The sequence below is a fragment of the Auritidibacter sp. NML130574 genome (genome assembly GCF_003185725.2).
Lineage (GTDB): Bacteria > Actinomycetota > Actinomycetes > Actinomycetales > Micrococcaceae > Auritidibacter > Auritidibacter ignavus.
In genome coordinates, this window is sequence record NZ_CP031746.1 from 265,790 (window position 1) to 285,123 (window position 19,334).

Annotated in this window: 13 protein-coding genes; 9 read left to right on the top strand and 4 right to left on the bottom strand. The window is 58.1% G+C overall.

Annotation, left to right across the window (positions count from 1 at the left end):
• Positions 1-104 precede the first annotated feature (104 nt).
• The 6 genes from mtrA to secA all read left to right on the top strand — a co-directional run bounded on the left by mtrA (position 105) and on the right by secA (position 9,085).
• Complete coding sequence (gene mtrA, locus DCC27_RS01300) at positions 105-785, top strand: MtrAB system response regulator MtrA (protein ID WP_255410730.1); 681 nt, start codon at positions 105-107, stop codon at positions 783-785.
• The gene (mtrB, locus tag DCC27_RS01305) at positions 782-2,581 is read left to right on the top strand and encodes an MtrAB system histidine kinase MtrB (protein ID WP_246840112.1); all 1,800 of its coding nucleotides are present in this window, start codon (positions 782-784) and stop codon (positions 2,579-2,581) included. The genes mtrA and mtrB overlap by 4 nt, the downstream gene beginning before the upstream one ends.
• Entirely contained in the window at positions 2,574-4,325 is a 1,752-nt protein-coding gene (locus DCC27_RS01310; RefSeq protein WP_168186053.1) for an LpqB family beta-propeller domain-containing protein, read from the top strand. Before mtrB ends, DCC27_RS01310 begins: the two co-directional genes overlap by 8 nt.
• Positions 4,326-4,494: 169 nt before the next feature.
• A complete protein-coding gene (locus DCC27_RS01315; protein ID WP_158524590.1) occupies positions 4,495-5,262 on the top strand; it encodes a ComF family protein in 768 nt (255 codons plus the stop codon).
• Between the two features lie 125 nt (positions 5,263-5,387).
• Positions 5,388-6,086, top strand: coding sequence for a ribosome hibernation-promoting factor, HPF/YfiA family (gene hpf / locus DCC27_RS01320; RefSeq protein WP_110100253.1), 699 nt, complete (start codon positions 5,388-5,390; stop codon positions 6,084-6,086).
• 236 nt (positions 6,087-6,322) lie between these two features.
• Positions 6,323-9,085: a preprotein translocase subunit SecA gene (secA, locus tag DCC27_RS01325; RefSeq protein WP_110109984.1), complete on the top strand. Its 2,763-nt coding sequence runs from the start codon at positions 6,323-6,325 to the stop codon at positions 9,083-9,085.
• 139 nt (positions 9,086-9,224) lie between these two features.
• Here secA and DCC27_RS01330 read toward each other — a convergent pair whose 3' ends face one another.
• From DCC27_RS01330 to DCC27_RS01345, 4 genes are all read right to left on the bottom strand, one after another.
• Positions 9,225-9,935 carry an Rv3235 family protein gene (locus DCC27_RS01330; RefSeq protein WP_110109985.1) on the bottom strand — a complete coding sequence of 237 codons (711 nt, stop codon included), beginning with the start codon at positions 9,933-9,935 and terminating at the stop codon, positions 9,225-9,227.
• A gap of 65 nt (positions 9,936-10,000) precedes the next feature.
• A complete protein-coding gene (locus tag DCC27_RS01335; protein ID WP_110098606.1) occupies positions 10,001-10,789 on the bottom strand; it encodes a LysM peptidoglycan-binding domain-containing protein in 789 nt (262 codons plus the stop codon).
• A gap of 46 nt (positions 10,790-10,835) precedes the next feature.
• Positions 10,836-11,021 carry a hypothetical protein gene (locus DCC27_RS01340; RefSeq protein ID WP_110098607.1) on the bottom strand — a complete coding sequence of 62 codons (186 nt, stop codon included), beginning with the start codon at positions 11,019-11,021 and terminating at the stop codon, positions 10,836-10,838.
• Positions 11,022-11,525: 504 nt separating this feature from the next.
• Positions 11,526-11,744, bottom strand: coding sequence for a helix-turn-helix domain-containing protein (locus DCC27_RS01345; protein ID WP_110098608.1), 219 nt, complete (start codon positions 11,742-11,744; stop codon positions 11,526-11,528).
• Between the two features lie 270 nt (positions 11,745-12,014).
• On the opposite strand from DCC27_RS01345, the gene DCC27_RS01350 reads away from it, so the two are divergent.
• The 3 genes from DCC27_RS01350 (at position 12,015) to DCC27_RS01360 (ending at position 19,276) form a co-directional block, all read left to right on the top strand.
• Positions 12,015-12,662: a hypothetical protein gene (locus DCC27_RS01350; protein ID WP_110109986.1), complete on the top strand. Its 648-nt coding sequence runs from the start codon at positions 12,015-12,017 to the stop codon at positions 12,660-12,662.
• A 7-nt stretch (positions 12,663-12,669) separates the two neighbouring features.
• A complete protein-coding gene (locus tag DCC27_RS01355) occupies positions 12,670-14,208 on the top strand; it encodes a P-loop NTPase (protein WP_158524591.1) in 1,539 nt (512 codons plus the stop codon).
• Between the two features lie 157 nt (positions 14,209-14,365).
• Positions 14,366-19,276 (top strand): NAD-glutamate dehydrogenase, encoded by a 4,911-nt coding sequence (locus DCC27_RS01360; protein ID WP_110109988.1) that lies wholly within the window; start codon positions 14,366-14,368, stop codon positions 19,274-19,276.
• The last annotated feature ends 58 nt before the right edge of the window (positions 19,277-19,334 follow it).

The following is a 19,334-nucleotide window of genomic DNA, read 5'->3' on the forward strand; positions in this document are numbered from 1 at the left end:
AGGGTGAGTTGCGGGGCGCGCGCATGCAACACGCCGCGGCGAAATTGGCCGGCTCGGTTATGCTGGTGGTCTGGGATCATATAGTCCGAGCCGGGAGGGAAGCGGTGGCTACACCCAAGATTTTGGTCGTCGATGATGACGAAGCCCTAGCCGAAATGATTGGTATTGTTTTGCGCAACGACGGGTTTGAACCGTATTTCTGCGCTGATGGCAACCAAGCTAACGAGATGTTTCGTCAGATCCGCCCGGAGCTGGTGCTGTTGGACCTGATGCTTCCCGGCAAGGACGGCATTGACATTCTGCGCGAGATCCGCATGGAATCAGACGTGCCGGTGGTGATGTTGACCGCTAAATCTGAGACCGCCGACGTGGTTCGTGGGCTAGAAGCTGGAGCCGACGACTATGTGCCCAAGCCCTTTAAGCCCGCCGAGTTGGTGGCCCGTGTCCGTGCCCGGTTGCGCGAAACCGACCACCGTGCTCAGGAGAGCCTCACTATTGGCGATCTGACAATTGATATTTCTGGTCATGAGGTTTCCCGCAACGGTGAACGCATTTCGCTGACACCGCTGGAATTCGATCTTTTGGCCGCGTTAGCCCGTCGCCCCGGGCAAGTGCTGACCCGCGAAACGTTGTTGGAGGAAATCTGGGGATACCGGCATCAAGGCGATGCCCGGTTGGTCAACGTCCACGTGCAACGCTTGCGCTCCAAGGTCGAAAAGGATCCCGATAATCCCGAAGTTGTTCTCACTGTTCGTGGCGTGGGCTATAAAGCCGGCCAGATTTGAGCGCAGCCTTGTCCGTCGAGTCAGAAGAAACGACCTCCGAAGCAAACACCGCCCGACCGGCAGCGCCTGAGGCCCAGCGGGCAGAAAAACCGCGCAAGAATCGCTTCCTTTCTCGGCCGTTCAAAACTTTTTGGCGACGTTGGCAGTCCTCGTTGCAGCTACGCACGGTGATGATTACCGCTTTGCTCTCGGTGATTGCCGTGCTGATCCTGGCGCTGTTCTTGACTCATCAGGTGACCACGGGTCTGTTCCAGTCCCGGTTTAATCAAGTGCAGGCCGAGGCTAATCACGGGCTGAGCCAAGCACGAGAAGTCTTTGACTCCGCGGCAACCGCTGACGAAGAATCCACGGCCTCTTTGGTCAACGACACCCTGGCAGCGTTAAGTGGCAATACCTCGGGGGCCATTGCCCGCGATTTCGTGTTGGTTCCCCTCGATGATGACGAGAACCAATTCGTTGGCTCGATGTCCTCAGCCGGCGTGAGTGAAGACGTCATCACCGATGACTTGGCGAGCCAAGTCGAACAAGGCGATGGGATCTACTGGCAGTCGGTGGCCATTCCCTCTGACACCGGCGGGGCAACAGATCCGGGGCTGGCCTTCGGTACTCAGGTCGTGTTACCGCCAGGTAACTACTATGCGTTGTATTTCATTTACGACATCTCTGAAGTACAAGGCACGCTGGATTACGTGATGAGCGTGCTCCTCATTGCCGGTGCGATTTTGATCTTGCTCAATGTCGTGATTGCCGTGGTGACGACCCGCTCGGTGGTACGCCCCATCCAGCAGGCGGCCGAAACCGCCCAGTGGTTGTCGTCGGGTGACCTCTCGGTGCGCATGAATGTCAACCGGGAAGATGAAGTCGCGACGTTGTCTCGGTCGTTCAACTCGATGGCCGACAATATTCAGGACCAGATCACCCAGCTGGCGCATCTGTCTCAGATTCAACAGCGGTTCGTCTCCGATGTGTCTCACGAGTTACGGACACCGCTGACCACGGTGCGGATGGCAGCAGAAGTGCTCTATGACTCACGTGATGATTTCGATGCTGTTAATCGTCGCTCCACCGAGTTGCTCTATCACCAAGTGGAGCGCTTCCAAGCGTTGCTCGCTGATCTTTTGGAGATCTCGCGGTTCGATGCCGGGGCAGCCCAGGTGGCCAGTGAGTCCACCGACCTGTTGCATTTGGTCGCCGACGTACTACTGACTGCCCAGCCACTGGCCGATAATAACCAGACCGAACTATCCATTGTGCCCCAAGGGGACCAATTCACCGCAGAAGTCGATTCCCGTCGCATCGAACGCATTCTGCGCAATCTCATCAATAACGCCATTGAACACGGCGAATCGAAACCGGTCGATGTCATCGTGGCCGGAAATAAGACAGAGATTGCGATCGTGGTGCGTGACCACGGGCTGGGCTTGAGCGAAGATGAACTCGAGCGTGTTTTCGACCGGTTCTGGCGTGCTGACCCGGCCCGGACACGCACCACCGGAGGCTCCGGTCTGGGCCTGGCCATTGCCGTGGAAGATACGCGCTTGCACCACGGCGAACTCGATGTTTGGGGCGAACCCCACCGCGGCGCTGCCTTCCGTCTTGTCTTACCCCGCCAGGTTGGTGGAGAACTCGTCAAGCCCTACCCGCTGCAACTGCCTCCCGAATATGAGTGCTCGGAGCGTCGTAGCGCTTCCGAAATCGGCCCCGGCCCAGACGAACCTGCGAACGGCCACGAAATGCCAGACCGGGTGAATGAGCAAGCCTTGGTGCCACGATCTCGGAGGGGGCTTGATGACTAGAACACTCAGAGCACTGGTCGTGCTGGTGGCGTGTGCGCTGGTGCTGGCTGGGTGTTCCCGATTGCCGCAGTCTGGTCCGGTCGGAGAATCTGAAGACTTGGGTACGACAGGGGAATCGGTCACCCACACCTTTAACCCTGCCGGACCGGCCGAGGATGCCTCACCCGAGTCCATCATTAATGGGTTCATTGTGGCAGCGACCGGGGTTCAAGATGACTTCGCTGTGGCGCGGAGCTACCTGACAGACTCGGCGGCTGAGCAATGGGACCCGCTGGCCCGTACCCTGGTGTATCAAGGATCTCCGGCGGTGGTCTCGACTGAAGATACCGATACCTACACGGTGCAGCTTGAGGTTGATTCGGCGGTGGATGCACAGGGGGTGATGTCCCCGCTCCCATCGGAGACGACTGAAGCCCTGGAAATCAAGCTGACTGAGGTCGACGGCCAGTGGCGGATTTCTGAGCTACCCGACGGCATTGCCTTAGACAGCGCACAGTTCTCGGCACTGTTTGTCTCCCAAACTCTGTACTTCTACGACTTCGACTACCACAATGCCGTACCGGATACCCGGTGGTTCCTTGACCGTCCCGGTCAAGCCACGGCCATCGTCGAGGCCTTGATTACCGGTCCAGCCAGCTATCTGGAAGGTGCTGTGGCCAACCCAATGGAGCAGGTCGAACTTGCCCGCCCATCGGTACCGATCAGTTCCGGCACAGCCTCGATCGATGTGAAGGCCGATTCGCTGGCGGGCACCAGCGCCCTACAGCGTCAACGCATTGAGCATCAATTGCAGATGACCTTGGGCACCCGGCCACGGATTTCGGATGTGAAACTCACCGTGGGGCTGGAAGATGTGGATACAGGAGAGCCTGATCCGCAGTTCCGGGAGACCCCCACGACGTATTCCGTTGGAGCTCGTCAAATTGCCATCAACCATGACACCAACCAACTGGTCTATTACCAGGGCTCCAACATCACCGAGATCCCTGGCGTTGCAGACGTCAGTAGTCTGGGGCCCCACGAGCCGACGATGAACGTGGAAGGCAACCGCTTTGTGTTCTTGAATGAGGACTCCACCCAGATGGTTGGGGCCACCAACGGGTCGGCGGTTCAGGAACTGGCGTCTGGAACCGATCTGTTGGCTCCTTCACTTGACAACAGGGGATGGGCCTGGACTGTCTCCAGCGTTGAAGATGAGCATTCCGAGGATGCTGGGGAGTCAGAGAACGCCGAAGCCGCTGTCTCAGGTAGCGAACAGACATTGCTCGCCAGCGAATTCGACGGCGAACAGGTTCAGGAAATCAGTGTCCCGTGGTTGATGGATGGGGAGATTAAAGCCGTACGGGTTTCTCCTGAAGGATCTCGAATCGCGATGATTTTAGAGCGGGACGACAGCCAGCAACTCTTTATTTCCGGTATCGTCCGCGATGATTCGGGTAAGCCGTTGGGTCTGGTGGAACCACTCGTGGTTGAAACCGCAGCCCCGGCCAACCGGGTGCAGTGGTACTCCATGAACGAGGTCCTGATCGGCGAGGTCTCCAGTAGCGAACGCGTCGAGCTGGAAATGATTGGATTGGCTGGCACCAGCGTGACCTTTAAACCCATGCTCGGTATGCGTGGCTTTTCGACCGGGGCCGGCAACGCCACGGTGTACGCCGAAACCGACGACGAGGTGTATATCCGCGTCGGGACCAATTGGCGTGCCCAAGAGGATAACGCCGACGACTTGTCCTACCCCGGCTAACATTCTCCACAGTCTCTGAGTGTAGCTGGGGTTGCAACCAGCAAAGCGCGAGACTGGGAAGATGAGATCTTTCAGGCACGAACCACCCAGGCCACCGGCGCCGAGGCCTCGTCTGACGCGATGGGCAGGCCGTCTTGATCGACTTCGCGAACACCCTGGCGCGCGCTGGGTGAGCACTGCAGGCCGTGAATTGGCCGGAATCCTCATGCCTCGCATCTGCGTCGTCTGTCAGCGCCGCGACGCCACCGCCGAGCACCTCTGTCACCACTGTCGGCAGACCGTGATGCCACAACTCCTTCATCCGGAACGTGCTGAGTCCTGGGCACCATCCCTTCCCTTTATACCCGGCACCGACCGCCCCTTGCCGGTGGTGGCAACAGGACAATACACCCGTGAGTTAGCCCGCATGATCCTGGCGTTCAAAGACCACTCCCGGACCGGGTTGCATCGGCTTCTTGCACCCGCACTGGCTAGGTCGATGCTGGTAGCCCGGGACCTGGTGTGGGACGCTGTGGCACAACAATATGGCACCAGCGCAACGCAGCTGCCGGTCGTGGCGGTGCCGATCCCGAGCTCTGCGGCTAGTTGGCGCCGTCGGGGTTTCGACCCGCTTGACACACTGGTAACCAGAGCGCCCGTGCCCGGCATCATACGCCAGCGACAGTTTTTACGACATCGTTGGAGATTAAACGCCCGCACATCGCACGCTGGTCGCACCGCGGCCCAACGAGTCACCGCGGCAGAACGAAAATTCTGGGTCAGACGCGGAATTGCGCAACAACTCACCGGGTATCCGGTGATGATCGTTGATGATGTGCTCACCACCGGGGCGACGCTGGCCGGGGCCACACGAGTTCTGGAAGCCGCGGGATGGGAGGTGCTCGCAGCAGCGGTGATCGCTACGGTTGAGAAACATTCGCACGACGATTTGAGCTAAACCGGAGATGGCAACGTGAACAGCTGGCAATCAATGGGTAGACTCGGCATTACCAACAGAGCACGGTGGTGAAGGGAGGTTAAACTTCTCTTACCACCGTGCTTGTTTTAGCTAAGGAGGACATTATGGCCATCGACATCTCCTATGTAGCCCGCGGCGCTTCCATTAAGGAATCGTTCCGCGATTATGTTGAAGAACGCCTCGAGAAAATCGAGTCCCTACTTCAAGAAGCCCAACGGGTCGAAATCAAGCTCGGTGCTCAGCCATCTCACACCGGCGCCTCCGGGTCGATGACCGTGGAACTAACCGTACATAGCCCCAAAAACGTAGTGCGTGCTGAAGCTTCCGACGACGACCAAATGGTGGCCTTCGATAAGGTATTCCATAAGATTCAGGAACGACTGCGCCGGCTACGGGAACGGCGCAAGTCTCACCGCAAACGTGTTTCGGTCCGCGAAATCACCGCCGATTCGGTGCCCGTGGACAACTCTGTGTCGTTGGTGGAACAGGTGCTAGAAGCCCAGCGCGAGGAAGCTGAGCGTGAAGAACAGGAACGGCACCTGGCAGAAAACGGTGAGGCGCCGGTGACCATCCGTCAGAAGGTTTTTCCGCCAGAAAGCATGTCGCTCGACGATGCCGTGGACAACATGGAGCTACTGGGCCACGACTTCTACTTGTTCATTGATGCAGAGTCGGGACGTCCCTCTGTGGCCTACCGGCGACGTGGCTGGTCCTACGGCGTGATCAGCCTGGGTGAAGACACTGAACCTGAAGGTTCCGACGAACAAATCCGGGCTTACCGGGATCAGCAAGCTAGCGCTTAAACGTCTTGGCCCGCTGAGGGCCTGCGATAGACCTCGAAGTGGCCTTGTTGCACACGCAACAAGGCCACTTTTTCATCCCTGAACTGTAGATCTTGGTCACTCATGGACAAAGCCCATACTAAGGATTCTTTCAGGTTAAACCACGTAGACTAGTCTGGTTGAATGCTTTGTTCCTGGACCTGTGACGACTTCGTCGTTGAGGGTCTGAGACGATTTGTGAATTTGGAGTCAACACTGTGGTCTCTTTCATCGAGAAGATCCTCAAGACCGGTGAGAAGAAAGTTCTCAAGCGGTTGAGGGCCTATACCGATGCTGTCAACCAGCTCGAAGATGACTATCGGGACATGTCTGATGCCGAACTTCGGGCAGAAACCGATCGCTTCCGTGCTGAAATCGAAGACGGTACATCGCTGGATGCACTTTTACCCGAGGCATTTGCCACGGTGCGTGAAGCATCGTCCCGTACCTTGGGACTTCGCCACTTTGACGTGCAACTCATGGGTGGTGTTGCCTTGCACCTGGGAAACATCGCTGAGATGAAAACCGGTGAAGGTAAAACTCTAGTCGCCACAGCTCCCAGCTACCTGAACGCGTTGAGTGGTCAAGGCGTCCACGTGGTGACGGTTAACGACTACCTGGCCGAGTACCAATCAGACTTGATGGGACGCGTTTTTCGGTTCCTTGGGATGGAAACCGGCGTCATTCTGTCCAAGCAGCGTCCTGCGCAACGGGCAAAACAGTATGCAGCTGACATCACCTACGGGACTAACAACGAATTTGGGTTCGACTATCTGCGCGACAATATGGCCTGGTCGCTCGACGATTTGGTGCAACGCGGACACAACTTCGCCATCGTCGATGAAGTTGACTCAATCCTCATCGACGAGGCACGTACGCCGTTGATTATCTCCGGACCGGCTCAGGGCGACGCCTCGAAGTGGTATTTACAATTCGCCAAATTGGCTCCGCGGCTGAAGCGCAATACTGACTACGAAGTGGACGAGAAAAAGAGGACCGTTTCGATCTCCGAAGAAGGTATCGATAAGGTCGAAGACTGGCTCGGAATCGACAACCTGTACGAATCGGCCAATACCCCGCTGATTCAGTATCTGAATAACGCGCTGAAAGCCAAGGAACTCTTTACCCGCGATAAGGACTATGTGGTTCTCAAAGGCGAGGTTCAAATCGTCGATGAGCATACCGGACGCGTGTTGGCAGGACGCCGTTACTCTGAGGGAGTTCACCAGGCGATTGAGGCCAAGGAAGGTGTGAAGATCAAGGCTGAGAACCAGACCTTGGCCACGGTGACGTTGCAGAACTATTTCCGCCTCTACGACAAGCTGTCGGGGATGACGGGTACGGCTGAGACTGAAGCTGCAGAGTTTATGAGCACCTATAAGCTCGGCGTTGTCCCGATTCCGACAAATAAAGATGTTCAGCGCATCGATAAAAAAGACATTGTCTACGCCAGCGAGAAGGCGAAGTTTAATGCTGTCGTGGATGATATCGAGGCCCGTCATAAATCTGGTCAGCCGGTTTTGGTCGGGACCACCTCGGTTGAAAAATCTGAATATTTGTCGAAGTTGTTGGCCAAAAAAGGCGTACGTCACGAAGTGCTTAACGCGAAAAACAATGCGCGAGAAGCTGCCATTGTTGCTCAAGCCGGTCGTAAAGGCGCGGTGACGGTGGCAACGAACATGGCTGGACGTGGTACCGACATCATGCTCGGTGGTAACGCCGAATTTAATGCGGTCGCCGAGATGCAGGCACGCGGGCTCGACCCCGAAGAGAATGCTGAAGAATACGAGCAAATCTGGGACGAAGTCTTTGCTGAGCAAAAGGTGAAGACCCAGGCGGAGCGCGAAGAAGTTGTGGAGGCCGGTGGCCTATATGTGCTGGGAACTGAACGCCACGAATCCCGACGGATCGATAACCAGCTACGAGGTCGTTCCGGACGTCAAGGGGATCCCGGCGAGTCTCGGTTCTACTTGTCTCTGACCGATGATCTGATGCGACTGTTCAACCCGGGTATGGCGCGGAAGATTCTGCAACGCACCGGTGATGACGACCAGTTTGCCCTGGAATCCGGTCTGGTGACGAAGGCGATTCAGAATGCGCAGTCCAACGTGGAATCGCGCAACACCGAACAGCGCAAGAATGTCCTTAAATACGACGACGTGATGAACCGTCAGCGTGAGGCCATCTACGCTGACCGTCGTCAGATTTTGGAAGGCCAAGATCTGGCCGAAAAGGTCGAGCACTTCATCGAGGACTCCATTAGCGATGCCGTTGATGAAGCCACGGCCGGGGAACGAAGTTCCGAATGGTCCCCAGAGACGTTGTGGGAAGATCTGCGCTTGATCTATCCGGTCGAGTTGACCCCCGAAGAACTCGAGGAACAGCTCGGTGAATTGCACCGGGCGAAGCCTGCGGATTTGAAGCGTGAGTTTGTCTCCGATGCAAAAGTGCTGTATCAGGACCGCGAAGAAGAGATCGGCTCCGATAATATGCGTGAACTAGAGCGCAAGGTGGTGCTCAATTCCATCGGGCGAAAATGGCAAGAGCACCTCTACGAGATGGACTACCTTAAAGAAGGTATTGGGTTGCGCGCCATGGCCCAACGTGATCCTCTGGTCGAATACCAGCGTGAAGGCTACACGATGTTTGAAGCCATGATGCAGGCAATTCGCCAGGAATCGGTCCACAATCTGTTCACTCTCGACGTCAAAACCCAGCCACAGAAGGCTAGCCTTCCAGGCGTCACCGATTCTCGTGAGGTGACCATGGCGCCACAGCTGAAAATTAAAGGTCTGGACACTGACACACAGCCCGGCAAGTTGCAGTACACGGCCCCGTCCTCAGAAGGAACCGGGACTGCGAAAACCGAGGTTCGTCGCACAGACGACGGTAGTGAGAGGACGCAATCTCGCGCGGAGCGCAAAGCTGCCGAACGAGAGAAAAAGAAGGCCGCGAAGAAAGCCCGCGCCCAGAAAAAATAACATGTGTCGCCTCTGACGGCTTGGCTGAGGCCCGCGATCCGGTAGGGTTGCGGGCCTCAGCATGTGAGAAGTTTCGGCACTGGCGCATTTGGGATGAGTAGCTAGGTTTGGGCAACGGTGTCTGTTACCCAGGTGAGGGTTACCCCAACTCGAAATCACACACTTTCCACCTGTCGCGGTGCTTCTCAAAACGAAGTGCCATCGCCCGCAATCGGTTGCCAACAATAATGGTGGCACTGGATTCGTAGCACTGCGAAGGGGTTCGCTGTAGTCGCATTCGGTGTACCCGAACATTCATCGGTTTTTGACCGTCCGATTCCTGGGGTCGACCCTGCTGGGCGAGTTGGGCCCGAAACCTCATCTTCTCGATCATCTCCAGCGACATCCACCCTTGAAGTTGGTGGTAGCTTCGCAACCCATATTCAATCTCCACACAAGCTTGGCCGAGCACTCGGGTCATGGTTTGCAGGTGGCGTTCGGTGGCTCGACGCTGTTCTGCCAGGGCTCGTTGGGCTATCTGCCGTTGGCGGTTGGCGACCGGATCGTCCTGGGGAGTGGCGTCGGGCAACTGAGCGGGAGTCCGGTGCGAAACAGGCTCCGTGTCTGCAGGAGTTTGGTCTGGTGTGCTAATTGCCGGGGCGGACACAGTACTGGGTTTGAAGTGAATGAGCGGAGAACGGGTGTTGGTCCACGCCGCTAGTTTCTCGTCGTGAAATCCCGTCAGCGCTGACGGGACGGGACTGACGGAGACTGAAGCTGGTTTACTGACCGGAGAATTGGACTGTCGGGGGAGTGCGCGCTGTTGGACGGACTGAGGGCCAGCAGTCGCAGAGACGGAGGGGAGCGTCATGATGGGGTTATCTCCTCATAAGGATAGGCGGTGGGAAGAACAGATCGTGGGCGGACAAAACGGGTTTAGGAGCGAAAAGGTGGGGAGGACAAAACCGTTCCTGGACTGACAGTGTGGGGGTCGGATCCGAGCACATCTTGGTTGTGGGACCACCACTGGCGCCAACGGAGATCAATTTCATGTATGGTCGCATCTGCCCCGAGCTCTTCATGGGCGATATCCCACAAACACTCACCGGTACCGACGATGACGGTTTTGCCGGGGACATCAGGGACTGCATCGGAGCTAGCGTCGTCTCCCGACGTGTCGTAGTTGAGATTGGGAATCCAGCCAGGAACAACGTCAGTCGGAGTGTGCAGTCCGGTGTGTTCACGGTCGGGAGAGACACGGGCGCTCACGTCCCAGCCGGCAATGTGCTCTCGTTGAGAAGATTCAATTGCTCTTGTGTCAGACAAGGCTAAACCGTCGTGGGTAGTCTCGCCGGCGATGGCCGGCGAGGCGATGAGGAGATTGATCCCACATAACGTCGCGATGAGTCGCCGACCAGCCACGGGCACGACCTGCAAGGTCGCGACACCTTGAATGCGGTGACCGCAACGGTAGAGGGTGACTCCAAGAAGACTCACCACAGCATAGATGACGCAGAGCGCACAGATGCCGATCCCAATCACCGAGCATGCTGTGGCGATGAGGTATTCCAGGGTGGACAATGCGGTCTGCGCTGAGGTGGGGCTGATCGCAGTACTGAACCACCACAACAGCGGGCCGGAGATCACGCTCATCAGCACCAAGCAAACATCGGAGGCGCGAAGACCCGATTGACCGGAGGACGATGAGCTTTTCACCACTGCCATGGGCTCTCCTTAGGGCTTGAAAACTGTCTAAGTACCCAAAAAATTATCAAACATCATCAAACGCGGTCAATGGTGCTGAAAGGAAAATGGTGATGATTGCCACGAAAGAGGTAAGCAGGAATAATGAGGCACCATGCGCTGGGACGAATTTTTTGCTGATCTCGAACACCAAATGAGCGTGGAACTGCGGCAGGTTCGTGATGCTGAGGCCGCTGATTTTACGCGCGGTCACTGGGCGGAAACCTCTTTTGCGGACCGGTTGAGAGGACACCGGGGAGAGACAGTGCAGATGACATTTGCCGATGGAGAACATCAGCGGCTGTTGGTCTCTTCAGTTGGTCCAGACTGGATTGGTGGTCGGACGCAGTCCGGTGCAGTCGTTATACCGCAACGCGCCATAGCGGGCCTGGAAGCAGAAACGCGAACAGCTCGACCGCCGGAATCGACCTTACGAAGCGGACCGCGACTCACGAGCGTGTTGCGTCAACTAGCGCGTCGACGTGAGCCGGTGTCTATCACGGCCGGGTGGGGAAGAATTTATGTGGAAGGAACGGTCGATCGGGTGGGACAGGACTACTGCGAGGTAGCCATACATGCCCGAGACGAATTCCGCAGGCGACCTGCAGTGCGGGGACTACGGCTGATTCCCGTGGACCAGATACAAATGATCGCCACGTCTGCTGTGGCTCTCGACGACCGATAGTGGCCGAGGACAATTACGTACTGCCTCAGACAGTTAGTTCTGGTGAGCTGACTTTTGTTCTTCGATCTTGGCGTGCTGTTCGTCGTGTAACCGCTGGATGAACGCTTCAAAACGTTCTGAATCCACCCGCCATTGTCCGCGGCCCCCAATTTGAAATGCCTCGAGTTCCCCACTCTGGACGAGGTTGCGAGCGGCACCGACAGAAATCTGCAACTCTTCAGCGACATCTGGGAGGGTCAGAAAGCGTGGCATGTCACGTCCTTTCCAGCGAAGTCGTCTTAGAGGTTTAAGACCCTAAACAGGATCGCTCTCTGTTGCTCCTATTGTGACACGTTGCGTCATAGACGAGGCGAATTGTCCACATTTTTCCCTCATTGAGTGCATTCGGTCACATAAATCCCTACGGTGGACAGGGGGCCGGCACCGGCATGATCGTTTTTCGTACTCGTAGATGCCAATGGTTCTTTGCTCCCACCAACTCATGACTCAGCACCGAAAGAGACGAGACACAGAAAGACCCCCATGACCACAGACCCTCGCCCCATCGCAGCGCGGATCCGACGTCCCGGATTCAAAGACCCCAAACTGGTGATTGGCATCCTCTTGGTGGTGTTATCAGTGGTCGCCATGGTGTTTGTGGTGCAGGCGACAGACTCTCGGCAGGGGTACTGGGCCGCCTCGGCTGACGCAGCACCCGGTGAACCGATCACCGCTGAGAATTTTACCGTGGTGCAGGCGCATTTGTCGGAAGCAGATGGATACTACTGGTCGGCCGATGAGCCGTTACCGGAGACTTTTGCAGTAACCTCCACGATTCGTCAGGGCGAGTTCTTACCCCGTGCTACGGTCTCGGAACACGACCCGGAAGATCGCCAGCAGTTCGCTATTCGGACTGCGGAAGATGTCCCCGATGCCGTGCAACCTGGCTCCCGAGTCGACTTATGGGTGTCCCAGCCAGACGACCAACGCCAAGGGTATACCAACGCCGAGCTCACCGCTGAGTCCGCCGAGGTTGTCGCTGTCGAGGACCAACGCAGTGGGTTAGGTGCCTCTTCCACGCTGACGGTCTATGTCTTGCTCACTCCTGAGCAATTACCAGCCATCATTGATGCCCAGGCAGCTTCAGCCAAGATCAGCATCGTCCCGGCTAGCCCAGGTAATGAAGGGTAGGAACACGATGACTGCTGTGCGTGTTGCCACGACTTTTTCAGCCCGTTTCGATCACATCGCCGCGATTGAGTCAATGCAATCTGAGGTGATGGTCTCTCACCGGTGCCGATCGGTGGCCGAACTGATTGCCCTGGCCCGTAGTGGGATGATCGATGTGGCACTGATCGCCGAGGATTATCACGAGGTGGGTCTGGAAACCACCGACGCTTTCGCCGAGTCGGGGATGGAACATCTGCGCTGGGGAGTGGTTTGCGATATGCCCGCCGAGCGTCACCGGCTCCAAGCCTTAGACATTCAGGTCATCAGGGCCGAAACCACCGGTGAAGAACTAATCGAATGGATTCAGAACCTCCAGCCCACCTTGCCACGGGCACGCGATACCGAACCCTTGAGACCTCATGAATCCCGCGATGCCACCGACCACGCATTGCGAGCCTTATTGCAAACGGATCCCACCAGTGGTGTAACGCACCAGACGGATCCAGGCCAGCAGGAGCACCCAGAGGACCTGGTTCACGGAACGATGCGTCAGGCCGGGAACGTCATCGCCGTGTGGGGGCCACACGGTGGCGTGGGACGTAGCACGGTTGCGGTCAACCTGGCCGTAGAACTGATGACATGGGGCAAACACGTGCTGCTGATCGATGCCGACACCCACGGCGCCAGTGTGGCCACCATGCTGGGGTTATTAGACGACTCGGCCGGAATTGCTCAGGCCTCGCGAGCGGCTGAGCATCACCGGCTGAGCGTCGAGGAACTCAGATCGCATTGCCACAGGGTCGGTGTGGGCGGTCAGTATCTCGACGTGTTAACCGGCCTGACACGACCGGACCGGTGGGCAGAGTTGCGCCCCAGCTCCTTGCAGACAATCTTTGCCCAGGCCCGAAGCGACTGGGACCTGGTAGTGATCGATGCCGGATTCGGGCTGGAAGAAGATGAGGAGCTCAGCTTCGACATTCCGGCCCCACAACGTCATGCAGCCACGCTGAGTGCCATCCACGCCGCCGACACCGTCGTCGCGGTCGGGACCGCCGACCCAATTGGACTACCGCGCTTGATCGGCGGGATTGAGCAGATCGGCGAGAAGCAGATTTCCGGGGAGGTGATTCCAGTGCTCAACCAGGTCAGTTCGGCCAGTTCTGGATTCAACCCGAAACGAGGCATCACCGAGGTGTGGCAACGTTTTGGGCCGCAGCTGAAGCTGGAGGTTTTCTTGCCGGATCAACCCCAGCAGTGTCGTACCGCCTTATTGCGGGGGCAGGCACTGATCGAAGTCGCTCCGAAGTCGCCGTTGCGACGCGCGGTAAACGAACTCGCGCGTCGGCTGTCGCCACAACCGCCTGACTCGCGCTCGCGACAACACACTCACCATCAAGCTCAGCATCGGCAACAGCAGTTCTCGCCGGAAGCGGGGAGACACCATGTACTGTTTGCCTCGGACTCCCACGCTCCCGAAGCGGGGCAGTGCAGACAGCAGGAGAACCAGGACCATGTAGACCAACCCCGGACCCGTCGGCAACTCCGGCGGGCCCGTCATCGCCGTTAGCTGAGAAATCTTTCTCATCCGGGATATGCCTTCCATGGAGTCTTTCATCGGCTGAGAGAACTCTCTAGGGTGGAAGATGGTTGCAAAGGCGTGACCATCTTTCTCGACCGGTCAGAGCCGGTGAAAGACCAGACCCGTTCTATTGATAGAGGACTGAATGACTCGGACACAACCGCTGTGGACAAAGGAGTCCACCGGAACGGAAGAACTCGCACAAGCCTATTTTCATGATCTCTCAGCAGAGGACCGAGAGAAACTGGGCGATGCTGATGCCCGCTCGATTCTGGACCACCACCTCGAGCTCGCTATGGCTCGTCCCGCGCACGAGGCCAGCGTTGACATTCACAATGCGGGACACGTCACCACAGTGTACGTGGTCCAACAGGATATGCAGTTCCTGGTGGATTCGGTGACCGCGGTGCTCAGTGGCTCCGGCCACGGGATTGAGCTGATCAACCACCCAATGTTCATCGTGCACCGTGACGCTGAGACAGCTGAGTTGCAGTCCGTGTTCCCGGTTCCTAGCACCGGTCCCCGCCTCAGCGGTGAAACAGCCGAAAACATCGCATCCGACGCATTGCTGGGTCCGAAAGGAACCACGGTCAGTATCGAGTCCTGGATGAGCATCCGGCTTTACGAAAAGGTTGACGAACAGGAAGTTGCAGAGCTGGAGCAACAGTTGTCGGACAGTCTGGAAGACGTCTCGCTGGTCGCTCGGGACCAGGAAAAAATGCGGACCCAGGCGCTACAGGTTGCTGACCAGCTCCGTCAGCAGGCACCGACTTCAACAAGTGGTGTCGATGAGACGGCAGCACTGCTGGAATGGATGGTCAAGGGCGGATTCATTTTCCAGGGATACCGTCGCTACGATCTGGAACACACCGCCGATGGCGACGTGGTGCTGGCCGGGGAGAGTGCCAACAGCCTCGGTATCCTGTCGCGACGTCAAGGAACGGGAAGGCGGCCGCTGACCCAGTCCGGTCAGCAACAGATCCAGGTACCCAATCCGCTGATCGTGACGAAAACGAACGCCGTCTCGCGGGTCCAGAACCAGGTTCCGATGGACTACGTGGCCATCAAGACCTACGACGAGAACGGTAAGGTGACCGGAGAGAACCGGTTTATTGGTTTGTTCACCGCGAAAATTCGTACCACCCCGGTTCAGGAGCTACCTGTCGCTCGTGAAACAGCACGGGCAGTGGTGCGGCTTTCAGGATTCGGTCCCCACTCCCACTCGGAACAGCAATTACTGGACCATCTGGAGACCTACCCTCGCGAAGAGCTCTTGCAGTCCGGGTCAGAACAGGTTTGGGCAACCTTGGAATCTGTTCTGCATATCGGCCAGCGACGTCGTAGTGCCGTTTATGTCCATCAGGATCCCTTCGGACGCTACGCCCGGGCTATGGTGTATTTGCCCAAAGACCGCTACAACACCTCGGTGCGCAAGCGCATCCAGAACATCTTGATGGATGTCCTCCACGGTGAATCCCTTGAATACCAGGTGCTCCTCGGCGAGGCAGTATTGGCTCGGGTCACCTTCCGAATCAAAATTGCCAGCCAGTACCAGGACACTGGCGTCGTGGAATCGCTGGACATGAGCCAATTGCGCCACGACTTGGCTCAGGCCATCCGGTCGTGGAAAGAAGGCATTGATATAGAAGCCGTGGCCGTCTTCGGCGAAGAGAGCGGCGTTGATGCAGCTCAGATCTGGGACGAGGCCTTCCCTCCCGGATACCGAGTCCGCTACGAGGTCGAAGACGCACTGGAGGACATCTCCCGGTTCACCGCCCTGAACGATAACGAACCCACGGTCTATGCCATCCCGGATGCTTCCGATAGCTCGCAGGCGCGGGTGAAGATCTACTCCAAAGAGTCTAAAGACCTCTCGGATGTGCTCCCGGTCTTCCGCGATATGGGGCTACGCGTCATTGACGAATACCCGTTCATGATCAGCCCGAGTGATCAACGCGAGTTCTTCCTCTACGACTTGGGGGTCCAGGCCGAACACGAACTCGACCTGACCGTGGTGTCCAGCCTGCTGGAAGAAACCGCAGCGGCCACGCTGATCGGCACCAACTCTTCCGATGGGTTCAACCGACTGGGTATTGAACTCGGACTGCCACTGGGCCAAGTCGCCATCCTGCGCGCCTACGCCCACTACCTGCGTCAGCTGTCATTCCCCTCCTCGCTCGAGTTGGTGGCCACCACCCTGCTGAACAACCCGGTGGCAACCAGCGGTCTGGTGGAACTATTCGCCACCAAGTTCGATCCGCAAGCAACCGAAGCTGAAGGCGAAGAAAGCGACGGGGAGGCCAGTCAGGCCCGGGTGGAGGCCACCGAGCAGGCCCGGGACAAGGTCTTAGCATCCCTGGACGATGTCGCCAGTCTGGACGCCGACCGTATTTTGCGGGCCTTCATCACCGTGATCGACGCTACCGTTCGGACCAATGCCTACTTGGATCCCCACAACTCCTCGGCGGCTGGTGGTGGCCCTCGCTTGAGCTTTAAGATCCTGCCGCAACGGATCAACTTCGCTCCACAACCGCGCCCGGCCTTCGAGATCTGGGTCCACAGCCCCCAGGTTTCTGGTACCCACCTGCGCTACGACAAGATTGCCCGCGGTGGTCTGCGCTGGTCGGACCGCGCTGAAGATTTCCGCACGGAAGTCCTCGGCCTGGTGCAAACTCAGCAGGTCAAAAACGGCGTGATCGTCCCGGCTGGCGCCAAGGGCGGGTTCTTTGCCCACGGTCTGCCGGATCCGTCCCAAAACCGTAACGCCTGGTTCGAAGCCGGTCGTGATGCCTATCAGACCTTCATCCGCGGTCTGCTGGATCTTACCGATAACCAGCAGTTGGGCGCCGAAGAGACCACGGTGATCACCCCAGAGCGGGTGATCCGCCACGACGGCACCGACCCATACCTGGTGGTGGCTGCCGATAAGGGCACCGCATCCTTCTCCGATACCGCGAACGCCATTTCGGCGGAATACGGATTCTGGCTGGCCGATGCCTTTGCCTCCGGCGGGTCGGTCGGCTACGACCACAAGCAAATGGGTATCACCGCCCGTGGCGCCTGGGAGTCCGTACGCTCCCATGCTGCTGCTCTGGAGCTAGATGCCGATCACGACCCGATCACCGTGGTCGGAATCGGTGATATGTCCGGTGACGTGTTCGGTAACGGACTGCTACGATCGCAGCATCTGAAGCTCATCGCAGCGTTCAACCACCTGCACATCTTTATTGACCCCAACCCGGACCCCGAGGCGTCCTACACTGAGCGTCGCCGGCTGTATGACACCCCTCGTTCGACGTGGGCTGATTACGATCGCGACCTGATTTCCGCCGGTGGTGGCGTCTTCGACCGCGGGTCGAAGTCCATTGAGATTACCGAGCAGATGCGTGAAGCCCTGGGCCTGGAGGAATCGGTGACCTCGGCGTCTGGAGAGGAGTTGATTCACTATATCCTCCAGGCACCGGTTGACCTGCTCTACAACGGCGGTATCGGAACCTACATCAAGGCCGAGTCCGAAACCAGTGAGGACGTCGGAGACCGTGCCAATGACGTGATCCGTATCAACGGTTCCCAGGTTCGGGCACGCATCATCGGTGAAGGCGGAAACCTGGGTGCAACCCAGGCCGGCCGCGTGGAAGCTGCCGCCCACGGCGTGCGCGTCAACACCGACGCGGTAGACAACTCCGCGGGTGTGGATGCCTCCGATCACGAGGTGAACATCAAGATCCTGCTGGAGAACATGATCGCCTCCGGGGATTTGACAGCTGAGAATCGCGAGGAGTTGCTGGCCTCGACGACCGATGAGGTCGGGCACCTGGTGCTAGACACCAACGCCAGCCAGAACCGGTTGCTTCGCGTGGAAGAATCGCTCAGCCTGAACTGGATGCCAGCATTGATCCGGTATGTGAGCTGGTTGGAAGAGCACGGTGGACTCAACCGCGAGCTGGAATCAATCCCCTCCCACGCCACACTGAACCAGCGGTTGAAGGACGGCAAACCGGTCTACACTCCAGAACTGTCCATCCTGCTGGCGTACGCCAAGAACACCCTGGCACGGCAGCTACAGGAAACCGATATCGTCACCGATCCCTGGTTCAGCCGGTGGCTGGTGCGCTATTTCCCCGAACGGCTACAAGAAACCGGTGAGAATGCGATCCTGCAACACCCGCTGGGTGCCCAGATCATCGCCACCCGCCTAGCCAACCACGTCATCGATTCCGGCGGCATCACCGTCATCTTCCGGGCCGAGGAAGAAACCGCCGCGGACCTGTCGACCCTGGTACGCGCCTTCATCGTCGCCGAAGAAATCTACCAGCTACCGGCCCTGCAACAACAGATCAATGATCTTCCCGCCACGCTGGACCACCGGGTGCGGATGCAGATGTTGCAAGATCTCCGCCGGCTCACCGACCGGCTGATGCGTTGGCTGATCCACCACCAGCTCACCACCGAGCCGATGCACTCCCGTATTGAACGGTTCCAGGACACCGTGGCAGCCGTCCAACCAAAGATCGGGCAGTTGCTCACCGGCGATATGCATCAGGCGGCCACCAGCCGTGCTACGAAACTCCGCGAGGCTGGCGTCGGCGACGAATTGGCAGAGACCGTGGCAACCCTGTTCGAATCCTACAGTTTGTTGGATATCGCCGGCATTGCCGACCGGTTCGATCAGGATCCTGCCGGCATCGCACGGGTCTACTTCCACGGTCAGGATTACTTCGACGCTGAGAAGCTACTGGAGTTGATCACCGATCTGCCCCGCCGGACCCGCTGGGATGCCCTAGCCCGCGTCTCCATCCGTGAAGACCTCTACGGGTGGCTGTCAGATTTGGCCTCGGTCATCGTGGAACAGACCGCCGAGGCGTTCACCTACGACACCCACGAAGAGGTCTCAGCTGCCGTGGAAGACTGGCGGGCCCACCACAAGCGGCGTGTGCACCGTGTCAAGGGCTTCTTCGACGAAATCAGAGCGCAGTTGCAACCCGAAGAAGGCGAGCACACCGACCTGGCGATGCTCACGGTGGTTCTGCACCGTTTGCGGACCCTGATCGTCTAGGAGTACTCCCCGAGTCCGCCCCGGTTCGGTGTGACACGCCACCACTGGTCAGCCCCGC

Excerpts from the sequence above, each read along its gene's own strand:
- DCC27_RS01310 (WP_168186053.1), top strand. The coding sequence starts at position 2,574 with ATGACTAGAACACTCAGAGCACTGGTCGTGCTGGTGGCGTGTGCGCTG.
- hpf (WP_110100253.1), top strand. The coding sequence starts at position 5,388 with ATGGCCATCGACATCTCCTATGTAGCCCGCGGCGCTTCCATTAAGGAA.
- DCC27_RS01330 (WP_110109985.1), bottom strand. The coding sequence starts at position 9,935 with ATGACGCTCCCCTCCGTCTCTGCGACTGCTGGCCCTCAGTCCGTCCAA.
- DCC27_RS01335 (WP_110098606.1), bottom strand. The coding sequence starts at position 10,789 with ATGGCAGTGGTGAAAAGCTCATCGTCCTCCGGTCAATCGGGTCTTCGC.
- DCC27_RS01345 (WP_110098608.1), bottom strand. The coding sequence starts at position 11,744 with ATGCCACGCTTTCTGACCCTCCCAGATGTCGCTGAAGAGTTGCAGATT.
- DCC27_RS01350 (WP_110109986.1), top strand. The coding sequence starts at position 12,015 with ATGACCACAGACCCTCGCCCCATCGCAGCGCGGATCCGACGTCCCGGA.
- DCC27_RS01355 (WP_158524591.1), top strand. The coding sequence starts at position 12,670 with ATGACTGCTGTGCGTGTTGCCACGACTTTTTCAGCCCGTTTCGATCAC.
- DCC27_RS01360 (WP_110109988.1), top strand. The coding sequence starts at position 14,366 with ATGACTCGGACACAACCGCTGTGGACAAAGGAGTCCACCGGAACGGAA.